14 protein-coding genes are annotated in these 18,477 nt (G+C 63.9%); 7 read left to right on the forward strand and 7 right to left on the reverse strand.

All coding sequences use genetic code 11. From position 1 onward, the window contains the following. Position 1: 1 nt before the first annotated feature. Positions 2 to 1,741 (reverse strand): phospholipase C, encoded by a 1,740-nt coding sequence (locus AB7535_RS28195; protein ID WP_166102303.1) that lies wholly within the window; start codon positions 1,739 to 1,741, stop codon positions 2 to 4. A 269-nt stretch (positions 1,742 to 2,010) separates the two neighbouring features. Between AB7535_RS28195 and AB7535_RS28200 the strand changes: the two genes are divergently transcribed. Further along, a complete protein-coding gene (locus AB7535_RS28200; RefSeq protein WP_439037390.1) occupies positions 2,011 to 3,186 on the forward strand; it encodes a YncE family protein in 1,176 nt (391 codons plus the stop codon). Positions 3,187 to 3,224: 38 nt separating this feature from the next. Here AB7535_RS28200 and AB7535_RS28205 read toward each other — a convergent pair whose 3' ends face one another. Continuing rightward, positions 3,225 to 3,743: a GNAT family N-acetyltransferase gene (locus AB7535_RS28205; protein WP_354102319.1), complete on the reverse strand. Its 519-nt coding sequence runs from the start codon at positions 3,741 to 3,743 to the stop codon at positions 3,225 to 3,227. A 13-nt stretch (positions 3,744 to 3,756) separates the two neighbouring features. Then, complete coding sequence (locus AB7535_RS28210; RefSeq protein ID WP_231143255.1) at positions 3,757 to 4,548, reverse strand: ABC transporter substrate-binding protein; 792 nt, start codon at positions 4,546 to 4,548, stop codon at positions 3,757 to 3,759. Positions 4,549 to 4,788: 240 nt separating this feature from the next. On the opposite strand from AB7535_RS28210, the gene AB7535_RS28215 reads away from it, so the two are divergent. Together AB7535_RS28215 and AB7535_RS28220 are read left to right on the forward strand one after the other, a co-directional pair. Then, positions 4,789 to 5,982, forward strand: a complete 1,194-nt coding sequence (locus AB7535_RS28215) for an efflux RND transporter periplasmic adaptor subunit (RefSeq protein WP_231143256.1) — start codon at positions 4,789 to 4,791, stop codon at positions 5,980 to 5,982. A 13-nt stretch (positions 5,983 to 5,995) separates the two neighbouring features. Next, positions 5,996 to 9,154: an efflux RND transporter permease subunit gene (locus AB7535_RS28220; RefSeq protein ID WP_231143257.1), complete on the forward strand. Its 3,159-nt coding sequence runs from the start codon at positions 5,996 to 5,998 to the stop codon at positions 9,152 to 9,154. A gap of 280 nt (positions 9,155 to 9,434) precedes the next feature. Here AB7535_RS28220 and AB7535_RS28225 read toward each other — a convergent pair whose 3' ends face one another. After that, entirely contained in the window at positions 9,435 to 10,607 is a 1,173-nt protein-coding gene (locus tag AB7535_RS28225) for an MFS transporter (protein WP_085405199.1), read from the reverse strand. A 60-nt stretch (positions 10,608 to 10,667) separates the two neighbouring features. Between AB7535_RS28225 and AB7535_RS28230 the strand changes: the two genes are divergently transcribed. The 4 genes from AB7535_RS28230 to AB7535_RS28245 all read left to right on the forward strand — a co-directional run bounded on the left by AB7535_RS28230 (position 10,668) and on the right by AB7535_RS28245 (position 16,313). Continuing rightward, positions 10,668 to 11,465 (forward strand): AraC family transcriptional regulator, encoded by a 798-nt coding sequence (locus AB7535_RS28230; protein WP_231143258.1) that lies wholly within the window; start codon positions 10,668 to 10,670, stop codon positions 11,463 to 11,465. 493 nt (positions 11,466 to 11,958) lie between these two features. After that, on the forward strand, positions 11,959 to 13,311 hold the full coding sequence (locus AB7535_RS28235) for a malonyl-CoA decarboxylase (protein WP_231143259.1): 1,353 nt from the start codon (positions 11,959 to 11,961) through the stop codon (positions 13,309 to 13,311). Between the two features lie 218 nt (positions 13,312 to 13,529). Then, positions 13,530 to 14,978, forward strand: a complete 1,449-nt coding sequence (locus tag AB7535_RS28240) for an MmgE/PrpD family protein (protein ID WP_231143260.1) — start codon at positions 13,530 to 13,532, stop codon at positions 14,976 to 14,978. 189 nt (positions 14,979 to 15,167) lie between these two features. After that, positions 15,168 to 16,313 carry a DUF418 domain-containing protein gene (locus tag AB7535_RS28245; protein WP_231143261.1) on the forward strand — a complete coding sequence of 382 codons (1,146 nt, stop codon included), beginning with the start codon at positions 15,168 to 15,170 and terminating at the stop codon, positions 16,311 to 16,313. Positions 16,314 to 16,436: 123 nt separating this feature from the next. Here AB7535_RS28245 and tarD read toward each other — a convergent pair whose 3' ends face one another. The 3 genes from tarD to AB7535_RS28260 all read right to left on the reverse strand — a co-directional run bounded on the left by tarD (position 16,437) and on the right by AB7535_RS28260 (position 18,475). Beyond that, complete coding sequence (tarD, locus tag AB7535_RS28250) at positions 16,437 to 17,606, reverse strand: D(-)-tartrate dehydratase (RefSeq protein ID WP_071910182.1); 1,170 nt, start codon at positions 17,604 to 17,606, stop codon at positions 16,437 to 16,439. Between the two features lie 138 nt (positions 17,607 to 17,744). Then, positions 17,745 to 18,002 carry a DUF3297 family protein gene (locus tag AB7535_RS28255; protein WP_015684132.1) on the reverse strand — a complete coding sequence of 86 codons (258 nt, stop codon included), beginning with the start codon at positions 18,000 to 18,002 and terminating at the stop codon, positions 17,745 to 17,747. After that, positions 17,999 to 18,475 carry a glutathione peroxidase gene (locus tag AB7535_RS28260; RefSeq protein ID WP_085405205.1) on the reverse strand — a complete coding sequence of 159 codons (477 nt, stop codon included), beginning with the start codon at positions 18,473 to 18,475 and terminating at the stop codon, positions 17,999 to 18,001. The genes AB7535_RS28255 and AB7535_RS28260 overlap by 4 nt, the downstream gene beginning before the upstream one ends. Positions 18,476 to 18,477 lie beyond the last annotated feature (2 nt).

The raw sequence follows: 18,477 nt of genomic DNA on the forward strand, positions 1-18,477 counted from the left end.
ACTAGTGGTGGTGGTGCTCGTCCGGCGGGCTGGTGATCGCCGTGCCGGAGGTCGGATCAAGGAACAGCGCGTCGGTCCGGTAGTCATGGCTGTGATCCTGATCGAAGTCGAACAGGTCCATGATCGAGCCGGAGCTGGCGTCGAACGAGCCGCCACCGATACGCTGGCCGCGCAGCCAGTTGTCCTCGATGAACCGCACCACGGACGCCTGCGAGATGTAGGTGCTGCTCACATGGTTGGTCCTGGCGTAGGGCGAGACCACGATGAACGGAATGCGCGTGCCCGGACCGCAGCGGCCGTTCACCGGCTTGCCGGAGAGACCCTTCGGTGCCGGCTGCTTCTGCGGGCCGAGGCCGCACAGGCCCGGACCGTTGACCTGATCGGCGGTCGGATCGTAAGAGGCGGTCTTCGGCGCAACGTACTGGTGGTCGTACCAGCCGTCGGAGTCGTCATAGGTGATGATGACCGCGGTTTCGCGCCACTCCGGCTGCTTCTGGAGGAAGTTGATCAGCTCGACGTTGCCGACCTGCTCGTCGAGCGGATCGGAGTTGCCGGCGTGACCGTCCTGGTAGGCCGACATCTTGATGTAGGAGACGGCCGGGAAATTGCCGGCCTTCACGGCGGCGTAGAAGTCCTCGAGGTCGTAGGCGTGGTTGGCCGGATCGACGGTCTTGCCGCCCTTCTCGTAGGTGTGGCCGATCGCATCGACCGAACTCGGCCGCGCATGGGTCGGGTTGGCGGTCGACTTGTAGTACTGGAACCAGGCGTGGTGCGGGCTGTAGTCCACGATCGTGCCGTTCACGTTGCTGGAGAACGTGGTGCGCGCGCAGCCGGTGGTGCCGTTGGCATTCTTGAGCGTCAGGTCAAAGCCGCCCATGAAGCTGCCCCAGCTGATGCGCTCGTCGTTGAGCAAGTCGCCGATGTTCTTGCCTGTCATCAGCACGGTGCTGCTCGTGCTCGAGCAGGAATCGTAGGCCGGGTCGGTGTCGCCGATCAGCGTCAGGCCGCCCTGGCCGTCGGCGATCGACGCCGAGGTGCCGACGATGTTCTGCGCGCCATTGGTCTGGCCGGAAATCACCGCGAGCGCGCCCTGCGTCGACGGACCGAAAGTGTCGGTCCAGGCATTGTCGCTCATGGCGAAGTGCTGGGCGTAATTCCAGAAGGCGGTGGTGGTGTTGCCGTCGAAATAGCCCATGACCTGACCGTTGGTGCCGAACGCACCGGCGCCGCCGGCGGTGCCGCGGCCGGTGAATTTCGGAAACAGGTCTTCCTTGCCGTTGTCCACGGCCTGCTGCTCGGGCGTGTAGGAGTGGTTCTGCGAGCGCGTGTTGGCCTGGGTGCGGTCGAGGCGGAACGGATCCGTCGCGCCGGTGCCGTTGGCCGCGCTGTTGTTCGGATTGTTCACCAGCAAATGCGCGTTGGCGAGATTGTTGACCTTCGGCGTATGCGGCTTCGGCACGAAGGGGATCGAGCCCGACGGATTGGCCGCGTTCGGATAGGTCGCGAAGTAATGATCGAACGAGCGGTTCTCGTTGAAGATGATCACGAGATGCTTGATCGGCGTCTCGGTGTGGATGTCATGCGGATGACGGTGATGATCACGGTCGTGATCGTTGTCGCGACCTTGATCATGCCCGTGATCGCGGTCACGGCCGAAGTCGTCCGCAAGGACGGGAAGAGTGCACGCGAGCGCGCTCGCGGCCGCGACAATCGCAGCCGTCGTCAGTAGTCTCGATTTCATTTTTTTGACGCCCCGGAAATGAGGATGTTTACGATCAGAAATGTTCTAAACATCGCGAGTGACAGAGCCGTGTCAGTTTGACGCACGAGACACTTTGCGCAGTGGTCGAGGCATCATTTTTTATGCAGCCACCCGCTTCGGCCGTGCCGAAGCGCGTCTTGCCGTTTTATTCCAAGGGCGAAGACAAAAATGATCACGGGCAGGTTGTTGCGTGGTGCACCGGGTTGCATTTAGCTTTGCCGGACAAGAACAAAGTCTCAGGGGGAAACATGAAAGCCGCTGTTCACAGGCGCACGCGCGATGTCGCGTCGGCTCTGGTCGCAACGTCCTTAGCCGGCTTTGCAAATTTCGCCGCTCATGCCGAGATCGTCGTCACCGCCGATGACGGCAAGATGATGCTGGAGAACGGCAATGCCGTGGTGCGCAAGCAGCCGTTGCCGGACACGGTCAGCGTCATCGATCTCACCGATGGCGCGCTGAAGCTTTTGGGCGAGGTGCCGGCACCCGCCAGCGTAGTCGGGCCGCCGCCGAGCGTCGCGATTGCGCCGGACGGCTCGCTTGCGCTGGTCACGGGTGCGATGAAGCTCGATCCCGCGGATACGACCAAGACGGTCCCCGACGACAAGCTCTCGGTGATCGACCTCAAATCCACCCCGCCAAAGGTGCTCGCGACATTGCAGGCCGGCCCAGGCGCCGCCGGCGTCTCGATCAACCGTGCCGGCACGCTGGCGCTGGTTGCCAACCGCAGCGAAGGCACCGTCTCGGTCTTCGCGATCAGCGGCAATACGGTGACCGCAGGCGGGAAGATTCAACTCGGCGATGCCAAGTCCGGCCCCAGCCATGTAGTGTTCTCCCGCGACGGAGCCACCGCGCTGGTCACCCGCGACGGCGACAGCAAGATCTCGCTTCTGAGCGTGGACGGGACCAAGGTCGAATACACCAAGCGCGACCTATCCGCCGGCATTCGCCCCTACGACATCGACCTCACCGGCAGCGCGGTGGCCGTCGTCGGCAATGTCGGTGCCAGCAGCGGCGACAGTGACACGATCAGTCTGATCGACATGACCGCCAAGCCGATCCGCGTCGTCACGACGGTTACCGTTGGACAGACACCTGAGGCCGTGAAGATGTCGCCGGACGGCAGCCATGTCGCCGTCACCGTCATGAACGGCTCGAACAAGCCATCGGCCTCGCCCTTCTTCAACGATTTCGGCCTGCTCAAAGTCTACAAGATCTCGGGCACCGACCTCACGCCGGTGGCGGAGGCCAAGATCGGCCATTGGTGCCAGGGCATGGTGTGGTCAAAGGACTCAAAACATGTCGTGGCGCAGTGCATGGTCGAGAACGAGCTGATCGCATTCTCGTTCGACGGCAAGGCGCTGACCAGGACGTCGACGCTCAAGCTGCAGGTGAGCCCCGCAGGCATTCGCACCGCGGAGCCGTGAGTCAGCCCAAATAACGGGCGAAGCGCCCCGAGATGCCGTCAGAGCCGCTTGGTGAAATGGTAGCGACGAATGCCACCACCTAGCGTCTTGTTGCTGGCGGCATCGGCGATCTCTTCGCGCACATTTTCGTATCCCGCGTTTCGATACAGCGCCAGCGCGTCCTGCTGAATCTCGGACGTACTCAGCTGCAATTGCAGCCGATTGCGGCGGCGGCACTCCTCTTCCGCAAACGCCAGCATCTTTCGCGCGATACCCCGACGCCGCGCGCCGGGAGCAACGTACATGCGCCGTAACTCCATCGCCTGTTCGCCAGAGGCCTCCAGTCCAAACATGCCGACGATTTCATCGTCATCGACGGCGACCCAGAAACCGCCGCTCCGATCCGAATAATAATCGGCGAGACGATCTATCTCCTCCGCGAGGGAGCGGGTGATGTATCCTTCAAACGCCTCCGCCAAATGCGCCGGCGCCAACAGACGATTGACCTGGATGAACAGCTCGCGCACGGCGGCCGCATCGGCCAGCAAGAAAGCGCGGATCTGAATCTCGCTTGCCATGGAGCCGGCGCCGCTAATCAGTCCGGATCGGCGTGTCCTTCAGACCGTTGTTGTCATAGGCCTTGCGCAAGGTGCCGTTCGTCGTGGCCTCGTTCATGAACTTGGTGACGAACGCCAGCGCCTGGGGATGACCGAGCGGGACGGCCACGGCCGTCACCGTTTTCTTGAAGGTCTCGTCCAGCACCTTCGTGCCCGGGATCTTCTGCGCCATCTTGTTGAGCTGGTCGCGCGACAGTGCGAAGGCGTCGATCTCGCCGCTCTTCAGGAGGCCGAAGATCTCGTCATAGGTCTGATAGCCCGTGACTTTCGCATTCTTCAGGTGCGCGATCGCCCCGCGCATGGTCGTGGTGGCGTTGACGGCCGCGACCTTGATGCCGGGCTGGTCGAGGCTGGCGAAGCTGGTGATGGCTGAGCCGGGCTCGACGATGTAGGTGGCATCCGCGACCTCGTAGATCGGGCCGAACATCATCTTGGTCTCGCGCTCGGGATCTTTTGGCAGCCAAGTGACGTCCCAGGTCCCCTCCGACGCCGCGTCGGTGATCTGCCCGGAATTCTGGTGCACGACATATTCGACGGGCACGCCGAGCTGGGCCGCCATCTCCTTGCCGAGGTCGACCGGCACGCCGGCATAGCCGGCTTCGGTCTTGGTCGACCAGAACGCGCCACCCGCCGGGCTGATCGCGATCGCGACCCGCAGCTTGCCGGTCGGCGCGATCTCGTCCTTCAGGCCATCGGCTAGCGCGGGCATGGCGACTGCCGCTGCGAAAACGAGGCCGGCAAGGGCCGCCTGGAGGGACGTGGGCATGTCATGTTCTCCTCACCTTTTCTTCTCTGCTTGCCGACCGTTTCGTTTCCGTCACTCGGCCTTTGACACAATTCTGGTCGATCATGCACCCGATGAAAAGCGGTTTGCCATGACAAACGTGTCAAAGGCCACTGCGCCATTTGCAGTGCAAGGCTGGTGACCGCCATGGCTATGGTGTTCCACGGCCGGGCATTTGTTGGTAGCCTGCCACACCGACAGACAATAATCGGGGGCCACCGAATGACCTGCGCGAATCCCGCTGATCTCGCACAACGGAACGGAGCGTGGAGACATGTCGGGCGGGCACTCGTTGCCGCGGCGGCCGTGGTGGCGCTCGCCGGCTGCGAGGACAAGAACACGTTCGTGGCGCCGCCGCCGCCGAAGGTGGACGTCGCCACGCCGGTACAGCGGGCCGTGACGCGCTATGTCGAAGCCACCGGCAACACCGCGCCGGTCAAGAGCGTCGATCTGGTGGCGCGCGTGCAGGGCTTCCTGCAATCGATCGACTATCAGGACGGCAGCTTCGTCAAGCAGGGCACCCAGCTTTTCTTAATCGAGCCTGAGACCTACAAGCTCAAGCTCGAGCAGGCGCAGGCGGCCGAGGTCGGTGCGCAGGCCACGCTCAAGCAGGCCGAGGCCGATTTCAAGCGGCAGGTCGACCTCGTGCAGCGCCAGGCTGTCTCGCAGGCGACTCTCGACACCTCGACATCCACCCGCGACAACGCCCAGGCCAGTCTCCAGCAGGCCCAGGTCAATACGAGGCTCGCCGAGGTCAATTACAGCTACACCAAGGTGAGCGCGCCGTTCGACGGCATCGTCAGCGCGCACCTGGTCTCGATCGGCGAGCTCGTCGGCGTCTCCTCCCCGACCCAGCTCGCAACCATCGTCGCGCTGGATCCGATCTGGGTGAACTTCACGGTCAGTGAGCAGGACGTCCTTCGCATCCGCGCCGAAGCGGCCCGTCGCGGGCTGACCGTGGCCGACCTCAAACAGTTGCCGATCCAGGTGGGCCTCCAGACCGAGACCGGCTATCCGCATGAAGGCCACCTCGACTACGTCTCGCCGACCCTCAATACATCAACGGGCACGCTCGCGGTACGCGGCGTCTTGCCCAACGGCAAGCGAGCGCTGCTGCCCGGCTATTTCGTCCGGGTCCGGGTGCCCTTCGACCAGGACAAGAACGCCCTCCTCGTGCCCGACACAGCGCTCGGCAGCGACCAGGGCGGCCGCTATCTCCTGGTGGTCAATAGCGACAACATTGTCGAGCAGCGCAAGGTGCAGATCGGTCAGGTCGACAACGGCCTGCGCGTGATCGAAAACGGGCTGAAGCCGGACGACCGCGTGGTGATCGCGGGGCTACTGCGCGTGATCCCGGGCCAGAAGATCGATCCGCAACCGACGAAGATCGACCAGCCGCAGGCGTCGGCCAAGTGAGGGGTCGTCAGCCATGATCTCGAAATTCTTCATCGAGCGGCCGGTCCTCTCGAACGTCATCGCGCTTCTGATGATCCTGATCGGCGGCGTCGCGCTGTTCAACCTCGCGGTCGCGCAATATCCCGATGTGGTGCCGCCGACGGTGCAGGTCACCACGCGCTATCCCGGCGCCAGCGCCAAGACCGTGATCGACACCGTCGCGCTGCCGATCGAGCAGCAGGTCAACGGCGTCGAGGACATGCTCTACATGCAGTCCTACAGCGGCTCCGACGGCACCTATACGCTGACCGTGACCTTCAAGATCGGCACCGACCTCAACTTCGCGCAGGTGCTGGTGCAGAACCGCGTCTCCAGCGCGCTGTCGCAGCTGCCGACCTCCGTGCAGAACCAGGGCGTCACCGTCCAAAAAAAATCGACCTCGATCCTGCTGTTCGTGACGCTGACCTCGCCGGACAGGACGTTCGACAGCCTTTATCTGAGCAACTACGCCACCATCAACATCCGCGACGAGCTCTCGCGCCTGCCCGGCGTCGGCAACGTCACCGTGTTCGGCGCCGGCCAATATTCGATGCGGGTGTGGCTCGATCCGAACAAGCTGCAAGTCCGTGGACTGGTGCCGCAGGACGTCATCAACGCTATCCAGCAGCAGAGCCAGCAGGTCTCCGCCGGCCAGGTCGGCGCGCCGCCGACGCCGCCGGGCCAGGCGTTCCAGTATACGCTCAACGTCAACGGAAGGCTCGACGACACCACACAGTTCGAGAACATCATCGTCAAGACCGGCACCAGCGGCGACGTCACGCGCGTGCGCGACGTCGGCTGGGTCGAATTGGGCGCGCAGACCTACAGCCAGATCTTCTCGCTGAACAATCAGCCGGCCACCGGCATCGGCGTGTTCCAGTCGCCGGGCGCCAACGCGCTCCAGGTCGAGCAGGCCGTCGAGAAGAAGATGGCGGAGCTTGCAAAGCGATTCCCCGAAGGCATCAAGTACGACACGCCGTTCGACACCACCAAATTCGTCGAGGCCTCGGTGCACGAGGTCTACATGACGCTGATCGAGGCCGGCCTGCTGGTGCTGGTCGTGATCCTGGTCTTCTTGCAGGACTGGCGCGCGATGCTGGTGCCGGCGACCACCGTGCCCGTCACCATCATCGGCGCGTTCGCGGCGATGGCGGCGCTCGGCTTCACCATCAACATGTCGACGCTGTTCGCGATCGTGCTCGCGATCGGCATCGTCGTCGACGACGCCATCGTCGTGGTCGAAGGCGCCGCGCACAACATCGAGCAGGGCATGAACGGCCACGACGCCGCGATCAGGGCGATGGACCAGCTGTTCGCGCCGATCGTCGGCATCACCCTGGTGCTGATCTCGGTGTTCCTGCCGGCCTCGTTCCTCGCCGGCCTCACCGGGCGCATCTATTCGCAATTCGCGCTGGTGATCGCGGCGACCGCGCTGCTATCCGCCATCAACGCGGCCACGCTGAAGCCGACGCAATGCGCGCTCTGGCTGCGGCCCACGGTGCCGCCGGAGCAGCGCAATTTCTTCTACCGCGGCTTCAACGCCGTCTATGACCGTGTCGAGCGGGGCTACACGCGCCTCATCGGTGTGCTGTGCAGGAACAGCACGATCTCGGTCGCATTCGCACTGGTGCTGATCGGGATCGGCGGCTACGGCCTGTCGCGGGTGCCGACCGGCTTCCTGCCGATCGAGGACCAGGGCTATCTGATCGCGGCCGTGCAACTGCCCGACGGCGCCGCGCTCGAGCGGACCCAGACGGTGCTCGACAGAGCGAGCGAGCTGATCAAGGACACGCCTGGTGTCCAGCAGGTCATCACCATCGCCGGCATCTCCGCGCTCGACAACAGCGCCAGCCTCGCCAATGCCGGCGTCGCCTACATCATCCTGAAGGACTGGTCGGCGCGCAAAGGGCCCGGCGAGGATCTGCGTTCGCTGGTCTACGGGCTGAATGACAAGCTCGCGACCATCATGGAGGCGCGCACCCTGGTGCTGCCTCCGCCGCCGATCCAGGGCATCGGCAACGCGGCCGGCTTCTCGATGCAGATCGAACTGCGCGACGGCAACAGCGATTTTGCAAAGCTCCAGGCCATCACCGGCGCGATGGTTTCCAACGCCCAGAGCCAGAGCGCGCTGCAGCGCGTATCGTCCTCGTTCCGCTCGTCGGTGCCGCAGTTCAACGTCGAGATCGACCGCATCAAGACCCAGACGCTGCACGTCACCACCGATCAGGTGTTCGCGGCGCTGTCGACCTATCTCGGCTCGTCCTACGTCAACCAGTTCAACAAGTTCGGACGCGTGTTCCAGGTCTATACCCAGGCCGATCCGGCATTCCGCGTCACCGAGCGCGACATCGCCAACATGCAGGTACGCAACTCGAACGGCGACATGATCCCGATCGGCACCGTCGCCACGATCACGCCGGCCACCGGCCCGTCGCTGATCAGCCTCTACAACCTCTACCCTTCCTCGACCATCGTCGGCCTGCCGGCGCAGGGCTACTCGTCCGGCCAGTCGCTGCAGCTGATGGAGGAGATCGCGGACAAGACGCTGCCGCCGGGCACGGGCTATGAGTGGACCGCGATGTCCTACCAGGAGAAGGCCGTCTCGAACCAGATCTACTGGGTGTTTGGCCTTGCCATGCTGCTGGTCTATCTCGTGCTCGCCGGCCAGTACGAGAGCTGGTACGCGCCGATCTCGGTGATCCTCGCGGTGCCGCTATCGCTGATCGGACCCATGCTGGTCCTCAACGCCTTGAAGATCGACAACAACCTCTATTGCCAGATCGGCCTGATCCTGCTGATCGCGCTGTCGGCCAAGAACGCGATCCTGATCGTCGAGGTCGGGCTCGAGCTGCACGGTCGCGACGGCAAGCCGGTGCTGGAATCCGCGATCGAGGCGGCGCGCGCCCGCTTCCGGCCGATCCTGATGACGTCGTTCGCCTTCATCCTCGGCGTGGTGCCGCTGGTGATCGCGACCGGCGCCGGCGCCAGCGCCCGCAAGTCGATCGGCATCACCGTGTTCTCGGGCATGCTGGCCTCGACCTGCCTTGCGGTGCTGTTCGTGCCGGCCTTCTTCGTGGTGGTGCAGCGCTTCGAGAACTGGCGTGCGTCGAAGAAGGCGCCGAAGGCAAAGACGGTGGCCGAGGTGAAGCCGTAGTTTTTCCGCGGAGGGCGGGCTGCCGACAAACAAAAAAGTCGAAAACAACCCCATGCACAGTAGAACGGCGTTGATGGCATTGGGCTTTTTTGAGCGTTCCGGTGCTTTGACACGTCGGGCAAAACACCGGCAGAATGGCATGATGGGGATATGGGCGACCTCCCTCCTCATCACCCGTCATTGCGAGCGCAGCGAAGCAATCCAGAGTCCCTCCGCGGAGGCAGTCTGGATTGCTTCGTCGCTACGCTCCTCGCAATGACGAGCGGAGAGAGCCCCGGCCTCACGCCGCCGCCGGCGTCCTGATCTCGCGCGGCAGGATGATGGCGGCGGCGATCGCGAGAAGGCAGAGCGCGGCGAAGGCGTGCAGCATGGTGACGAAGCCGCCCTGTTCGTAGAGCCAGGCGACCAGGCCGACGGAGGCGCCCGCGGCGGTGAAGCCGATGAAATAGCGCACCGCATAGGCGCGCGAGCGCCATTCCTCGCTGGTGTATTTGCCGACCATGGCATCGTTCACCGTGACCTGCCCGAACGCACCCATGACGATGCCGATCGAGACCAGGATCAGCGGCAGATTGGACAGGCTCGCGGCGAGATAAAGGAACGGCGCCAGCATAAAGGACAGCGGCAGCGCCACCGTCTTCAGCGAGTAGCGGTCGAGCAACCGGCCGATCGTGTACTGGGTCATCGCGCCGAACACGTAGACGCAGGCGGCGATGACGCCGAGCAGCGCCGGGCTTTTCGTCAGGTCCGCAAGCCGTTCCGCGAACAGTTTTGGCAGCGCGACGGTGACCGCATTGAACGTGGTCGAGATCGCGATGACCACGATCAGCAGCGACAGGATCACGCGCCACATGTCTTTCTTCGCCACGCGCGCTTGAGCTGCCGCCTGCTTCGAGCCCTTGCGGTCCTCGTGCACGACCATCATCGCAAAGGCGATGCCGATCAGGATGGTGACGACACCGGGCACGATGAAGGCAAAACGCCAGCCGAGATACTGGCCGATCACGCCGGTAACCAGCGCGGACGACGCAACGCCGAGATTGCCCCAGACGCCGTTGATCCCCATCTCGCGGCCGAGCCGGTCGGCATAGGACACGATCATCGCGGTGCCGACGGGGTGATAGATCGAAGCAAAAATGCCGATCGCGAACAGCGCCGCGCCAAGCTGTGCCGGGGTCTGCACGAAGCCGACCGAGATCATGGAAGCACCGATGCCGACGAAGAAGATCAGCATCATGTGGCGGCGGCTCCAGCGGTCCCCGAGCCAGCCGGTGAGCAGCGAGCCCGCGCCGAAGGCGACGAAGCCCGGCGTCGCATAGGGCAGAAGTTCCGAATAGGCCATGCCGAGCGCCGGCCCCATGATGATTACGGCGGCGGCGAAAATCAGCATCGCATAATGGTCGATGAAATGGCCTGCGTTGACGAAACTGATCACCCGGCTGGGGCTGTTCATTCCGAATCCTCTCTTGCTCCGAAATGAGTTATATGTCGGACCCATGACGGGATGCCGCCAATGAATGTCTTGGAAACGCCAATCCTCCGGGAGGTCCGGAGCAACCATCTCTCGCCCGCGGGCGTGCACCTGGTTGCACGCGACTATCCCAAGGGCATGCGGATCGATCCGCATATGCACCGCGAGTCACAGCTCATCTACGCGGCCAGGGGGACGATGCAGGTGACGACGCCCGCGGGGCGCTGGCTGGTGCCGCCGGACCGCGCCGTCTGGGTGCCGGCCGGGCTCGAGCATGCCCTCGACCTGCTCGCCGACATCGAGATGCGCACGCTGTATTTCGACCTGCCCTGGCTCAAGCGCGAGCAACGCTATGAGGGGCTCACCAAGGAATTCGTGGTGCGGGTATCGCCGCTGCTGAACCAGGCGATCCTGGGGCTGTTCGACGCGCGCAACACCGAGGAGCGGACCGAGCTGCTGGTCCGCCTGGTGATGCTGGAATTGCACCAGGCCGAGGATTCCGCGACCTTCGTGCCGCTGCCGCATGAGCCGCGCTGCCGGCGCGCCGCGATGATCGTGCTCGACGATCCCACCGGCCTGCACGACATCGACACGCTGGCGCGCGAGGTCGGAACCTCCGCGCGTACGTTGTCGCGGCTGTTTTCGACCGAGACGCAACTGAGCTTCAAGAGCTGGTGCCAGCGGGCAAGGGTTGCGGCAGCGATCCAGCGGCTGTCGACCGACCCCAACGTGTCGGTAAAGCAGCTCGCCACCCAGCTCGGCTATGCCAGCGTGCCGGCGTTTTCGGCAGCGTTCCGTCAGGTGACTGGGCGGACGCCGACTGAGTTTGCGGGGAAATAGTCACGGTGTCGTCGCCCGGCTTGCCGTCTTCGCTGAAGCTTCGCCGGCCCAACACCGAAGAGCCCGGCGAAGCTCTTAGCGAAGCCGGGACCGGGCGACCCAGTATTCCAGAGACGGCCGTGATTGAGCCGAGAGGCCGCGGCGTACTGGATGCCCCGGTCAAGCCGGGGCATGACAAGGCCGTAGGGTGGGCAAAGCGAAGCGTGCCCACCAATTCTTTCGCAGCTGTCGAGACATGGTGGGCACGGCGCAAGTGCGCCTTTGCCCACCCTACGGCAGCGAGTGAACCGATAGGTCCCGGCGTACTGGATGCCCCGGTCAAGCCGGGGCATGACAGCTTTGGTGGCACCCTCGCCCTCGCGGGGCATGACAGCTTTCCTGGTGGCGCATGGCACCACGAAAGATACAAAATTCCGCTGCTTGATTGTGATCGGCTTCCGCCTAAATCCCGTGTAAGCTTCCGCAGCGCACAAACCGGAATCGAAACGACCAGATGGCCAACGCCTTCTTCTCAGACCTGCTCGCCACCATCTCCGATCGCGGCCGCACGCTGCTGCGCCGCGGGGACTCCGCCGACGCCAAGCACGATGCCGACGGGCTGATCGAGCTCTGCGGTGCGCTGCTGTCCGGCCGGGGCGAAGCTTCGGGCACTGCCATGGCGCGTGAGGTGCTCGACATCTACCAGGAGTTGGATGCGGCAGGACGCCGCGCCTTCTTCGCAGCCCTGGTGCGCGATTTCGGCCCCGATCGCGAACGCCTGTCCAAGGCGATCGAAAAATGGCGCGCCAAGCCCAGTGACGAAGACGCGAGCTCGCTGCACTTCGCCTCCGAGCCGCGCCGGCAGGAGCTGATCCGACGCCTCAACCGCGCGCCGGGCGGCACCGGCGATCTCGTCAACATGCGCGCCGATCTGCTCGGCATGATGAACGGGCACACCGATCTCGCCGCGCTCGATCGCGACGTCTCGCACCTTCTCTCGTCGTGGTTCAACAGGGGGTTTCTCGTGCTGCGCCGGATTGACTGGTCGACCCCGGCCAACATCCTCGAAAAGATCATTCGTTACGAAGCCGTGCACGAGATCAGCGACTGGGACGATCTGCGCCGCCGCATCGACCCGGTCGACCGGCGTTGCTACGCCTTCTTCCATCCCGCCATGGTCGACGAGCCGCTGATCTTCGTCGAGGTGGCGCTGACCGAGACGATCCCCGGTGCGATCGCGCCGCTGCTGGCGGTCGATCGCCAGCATCTGCCGATCGAGCGCGCGCGCACCGCGGTGTTCTATTCGATCTCCAACACCCAGCGCGGGCTTGGCGGCATCTCCTTCGGCAGCTTCCTGATCAAGCAGGTGGTCGAAGAGCTGCGCCGCGAGACGCCAAAACTCGACACCTTCGTGACGCTGTCGCCGGTGCCGGGCTTCATGCAATGGGTGAAGCAGGACAAGGACCTGCCGCTCTCGGACGAGGACCGCGAGGTGCTGAAGCGCCTCGACGATCCCAAATGGTTCGAGAACCCCGAGACGACGACGCTGCTCCGCACCGTGATCGAGCCGCTCGCGGCCTATTACTTCCTGAAGGCGCGCACGCCGAAGGGCAAGCTGATCGATTCCGTCGCCCGCTTCCACCTCGGCAACGGCGCACGGCTCGAGCGCATCAACTGGCTCGGCGACCTCTCGCCGAAAGGCGCACGCGAGTCCGCCGGCGTGATGGTCAACTACCTCTACCGCCTCGACGACATCGAGAAGAACCACGAAGCCTACGCCAATGACGGCGAGGTCGTGGCGTCGAGCGCGGTGAAGAAGCTGCTGAAGGGCGAGGGGCGCAGGCTGCTGGATATGCGGCTGTCTTAAGCGCGCAGGCTCGCGCCACATCGTCATTGCGAGGAGCTCTTGCGACGAAGCAATCCAGATTGTCTCCGCGGAGAGAGACTGGATTGCTTCGCTGCGCTCGCAATGACGGAGGATGTGGTGGCACCCCGGGTGCTTCTGGCGCCAGCATCGGCTACTAGACACGCGGCTGTCCTAAGCGCTAGACGTTTCATCAGTTCCTGCACCAAAGACGGGACACCATGAAACGACGCGACTTTCTCGGCCTGACCGCAGCGGCGGCAACCAGCCTCTCGCTTTCGCCCGCACGCAGTTTCGCGGAGGGATCTGGCTCCGGACCAGAAATGACGGCGCTGTGCGACTACATGAGCGCTGCGAAAACCCGCGCGCTGCCGCCCGAAGTCGTCGAACAAGCAAAGCACCACATCCTCGACACGCTGGCGTCGATGATCTCAGGCTCGGAGCTGCCGCCCGGTCAGGCGGCGCAGCGCTACATTCGCGCCAATGCTGCGCAGGGGACATCGACCATCGCCGGCACATCGCTCACCGCGTCGCCAGTCGAGGCTGCGCTTGCCAACGGCGTCATGGCGCATGCCGACGAGACCGACGATTCGCACAGCCCGTCGCGCTCGCATCCCGGCAGTTCGACTGTGCCCGCGGCACTTGCGCTCGGCGAACACCTCGGAATCGACGGCGCCCATTTTCTGCGTGCGGTGACGCTCGGCTATGACGTCGGCACGCGCGTGGTGATGGCGATGGGCGGGGCCGATTTCAGCTATGAAAGCGTGCTGAGCACGCACAGCATTTCCGGCACGTTCTGCGCTTCCGCTGCGGCGGCTAGCGTCGCCGGCTTCGACGCGCGCCGGATGCGCTGGGTGCTCGACTATGCCGCGCAGCAATCCTCCGGCTTCATCGTGTGGCGGCGCGACGTCGACCATATCGAGAAAGGGTTTGTGTTCGCCGGCATGCCGGCCCGCAACGGCGTGACGGCGGCGCTGCTGGTGCGTTCGGACTGGAACGGCGTCGACGACGTGTTCTCAGGGCCAGACAATTACTTCCTGGCCTATGCGCCGAAGGCTGCGACCGGCAAACTCGTGGAGAAGCTTGGCGAGCGTTACGAGATCGCAGGCACCGACATCAAGAAATGGACGGTGGGTTCACCGATCCAGGGACCGCTCGATGCGGTCTACGCCATCCGCAGCAAGCAGGCGTTCGAGGCCGGAGAGGTCAAGCGCGTCACCGTACGTCTTGCGCCGTCGGTCGCCGAGGTCGTGGACAACCGCGACATCCCCGACATCTGTCTCCAGCACATGGTCGCCGTGATGCTGCTCGACAAGACCGCCTCGTTCCACGCCGCGCACGACAAGCCGCGCATGCAGGACGCGGCGGTTTTGAAGGAGCGCGCCAAGGTGAATTTGGTGCGCGACGAGGAGCTGGCCAAACTATTGCCGGTGCGCGTCGCCGTCGTCGGGATCGAGCTCACTGATGGAAGCCGCCTCTCCGAACGCGTCACCGCCGTGCGCGGCACGCCGCGCAACCCGATGACGCGCGACGAGGTCATCGACAAGGCGCGCGATCTGATTGCCCCAGTGGTCGGCGGCGAGAAGGCCGAGCGGTTGATCAAGTCGGTGTATGAGATTGAGGCTGTGACCAACATCCGCAGCTTGCGGCCGCTGCTGCAACGCGTGTGAGGAGCGAAATTTCGTAAGGGATGGCAGACTTTCGCCACATCGTCATTGCGAGGAGCTCTTGCGAAGAAACAATCCAGACTGCCTCCACAGAGAGATTCTGGATTGCTTCGCTGCGCTCGCAATGACGGAGCGTGTGGCAGGCATCTCGCCCCGCGCCACGCGTCGTCGAGCTACAATTGGAATTCTTCCATGACATCCGATGGTGCCGCATCTCCTCGGCCAATAAGCCCCTCGGACCGGATCGACGCCATCGACGTGCTGCGGGGCATTGCCCTGTTCGGCGTCATGGCCATCAACGTGGTCATGGAATTTCGCATTTCGATCTTCGAGCAGTTTCTTGGTGCCAGGACGCTTGCTTCGCCGGTTGATCGTGCCGTCGAAACGATCCTGACGCAGGCCGTGGAGCTCAAGGCGTTTGCGCTGTTCTCGCTGCTGTTCGGCGCAGGCCTTGCCATTCAATTCGACCGGCTCGCGAACAGCGAGCGCCGCACTTTCCTGCTCCTGCGGCGGCTCGCTGTGCTGCTGGTGTTCGGCGTCACTCATTTGTGCCTGATCTGGAACGGCGATATCCTCACCGAATATGCACTGGCGGGATTCATCGTGCTGCCGTTCCTGTTTGGCCCGCGCTGGTTGCTGACGCTCGCCGCGCTGGCGTCTCTCGCGCTGTATCTGGCCATGCAGGCCTTTCCGCCCGCGGGGTTGTTTCCCGGCAGGACCGCGATCTGGCGGGACGTCATCGATGCAAATCGCATCTATGCGACGGGCGGCTTCCTCGACGTGCTGGCGTTTCGTCTCCGCGAAATTCCTCTCATCGCGTCCCTGCACGCGTTCGTCTTCTTGCGCACGATCGGGCTGTTTCTCGTCGGAGCGCTGGCCTGGCGGAGCGGCATTCTGCAAAATGCCCGCGGCCTGCTCGTCATCGCGCTTCCGGCTATCTGTCTCGGCGCGGCCTTGCTTTACGTCGGCATCGAGCCGCTCGGCAACATCCTGCTGGCGCTGGGCTATGGTGCCGCCATCCTCTTCATCGCCAGTTTCGGACGCGGCAAGAGGCTGCTCGGCTGGGCCGCGCCGCTCGGCCGGATGGCATTCACCAACTACGTCGCGCAATCGCTCATCTTCGGCTGGATCTTCTACGGCTACGGCCTTGGCCTGTTCGGACGGCTCGGCATCACCCAGGCCCTCGCTATCGGCATCGCCGTCTACGTCGGACAGGTGCTGTTCAGCGCATGGTGGCTGCGCCACTACCGATACGGCCCGATCGAATGGCTCTGGCGCACGCTGATGTATGGTGCACTGCAGCCGATGTTGTTGTCACGGGTGGAGGGCGTGCAGTGACCAAGGTCCCTCCGCCGTCATTGCGAGGAGCACTTGCGACGAAGCAATCCAGACTGCCTCCGCGGAAAGATTCTGGATTGCTTCGCTGCGCTCGCAAAGACGGAATGTGTTGCAACAGTCGGGCTACTCCGCCAGCGCCTTCATTTCCTTGTAGAGATCGGACTTGCCTTCGAAGCCGATGCCCGGCAGGTCGGGCATGGTGATGTGGCCGTTCTCGACGCGCACACCATCCGGGAAGCCGCCGTAGGGTTGGAACAGGTCGGGATAGCTCTCGTTGCCGCCGAGGCCAAGGCCGGCGGCGATGTTGAGGGACATCTGGTGGCCGCCGTGGGGGATGCAGCGGCTCGGCGACCAGCCGTAGGTTTTCAGGACCTCCAGCGTGCGCTGGTATTCGCAGAGGCCATAGGACAGCGCGCAGTCGAATTGCAGCCAGTCGCGATCCGGACGCATGCCGCCATAGCGGATCAGGTTGCGCGCGTCCTGGTGGCTGAACAGGTTTTCGCCTGTCGCCATCGGGCCGGGATAGAATTCAGCGAGCGCGGCCTGCAACGCATAGTCGAGGGGATCGCCGACCTCCTCGTACCAGAACAGCGGATAGTCCCGCAGCATTTTTGCGTAGGCGATGCCGGTCTCGAGATCGAAGCGGCCGTTGGCATCGACCGCGAGCTGCGCGTCCTTGCCGATCTCCTTCAGCACCGCCTCGATGCGGGTGCGGTCGTCTTCGATCGACGCGCCGCCGATCTTCATCTTCACGACGTTGTAGCCGCGATCCAGATAGCCGCGCATCTCGCCGCGCAACATCGAGAGATCCTTGCCGGGATAGTAGTAGCCGCCGGCGGCGTAGACGAACACGCGCGGATTGGCTTTGACGCCGTGCCGTTCGGCGAGCAGCCGGAACAGCGGCTTGCCTGCGATCTTCGCCACGGCGTCCCACACCGCCATGTCGATGGTGCCGACCGCGACCGAGCGCTCGCCATGGCCGCCCGGCTTCTCGTTGGTCATCATCGCGCCCCAGACCTTGTCGGGGTCGAGATTGTCACCGGCCGCATTCAGCAGCGACTTCGGATCGGCCTCCAGGATGCGCGAGGCAAAGCGCTCGCGGATCAGGCCGCCCTGCCCGTAGCGGCCGTTGGAATTGAAGCCGTAGCCGACGACGCGCTTGCCGTCGCGGACGACGTCAGTGACGACGGCGACGAGGCTCGTCGTCATCTTGGTGAAGTCGATATAGGCGTTGCGGATCGGCGAAGAGATCGGCTTCGTGATCTCGCGGACGTCAACGATGCGGACGGACATGGGGTTGGCTTTCGCTAACGGTGAGAAACGTTCGTCATTGCGAGCGGAGCGAAGCAATCCAGACTGTCACCGCGGAAAGACCCTGGATTGCTTCGTCGCTGCGCTCCTCGCAATGACGAGGACAGAGTATGCGCGCGCTTACTTCTTATCTCTGAAATACGGCTCGACCGGACCATGCACCTTGATCGTCAGCGGATTGCCGTGGCGGTCCTTGGCGTTGCCGGCGGTGACGCGGACCCAGCCTTCGCTGATGCAGTACTCCTCGACATTGGTCTTCTCGACACCTTTGAAGCGGATGCCGACGTCGCGCGAGAGAATATCCGCGTTGTAATAGGGGCTGTTCGGGTCGACCGACAGGCGGTCCGGAAATTCGTCGCTCATGATTGTCTCGCTCATAACAGGGTCTCGATTTGATTTCGCAGTCCTTCCGGCCGTGCGGTCGGCGCGTAGCGCGCGATCACCTTGCCGGCACGGTCCACGAGGAACTTGGTGAAATTCCATTTGATGGAGGCGCCCAGCAGGCCGGATTGCTGGCGTTTCAGGTAGTCATACAGAGGGTGCGCATGGGCGCCGTTGACGTCGATCTTCTCGAACAGGGGAAAGGTGACGTCGTAGTTGGTGGAGCAGAAGGCCTGGATCTCGCTCGCCGGCCCCGGCTCCTGCGCGCCGAATTGGTTGCAGGGAAAGCCGAGCACCGAGAAGCCGCGCGGCGAGAGGTCGCGATAGAGATCCTCCAGCCCGCGATATTGCGGCGTGAAGCCGCATTTGCTCGCGGTGTTGACGATCAAGAGCACCTGCCCTTCGAAACGGCGCATGGGCACCTCCTCGCCGAGAAGCGAGTTGGCCTTGAAATCGTAGATCACAGACATCG

It is taken from the genome of Bradyrhizobium sp. 956_D2_N1_4, assembly GCF_052076025.1.
GTDB classification, from domain to species: domain Bacteria; phylum Pseudomonadota; class Alphaproteobacteria; order Rhizobiales; family Xanthobacteraceae; genus Bradyrhizobium; species Bradyrhizobium barranii.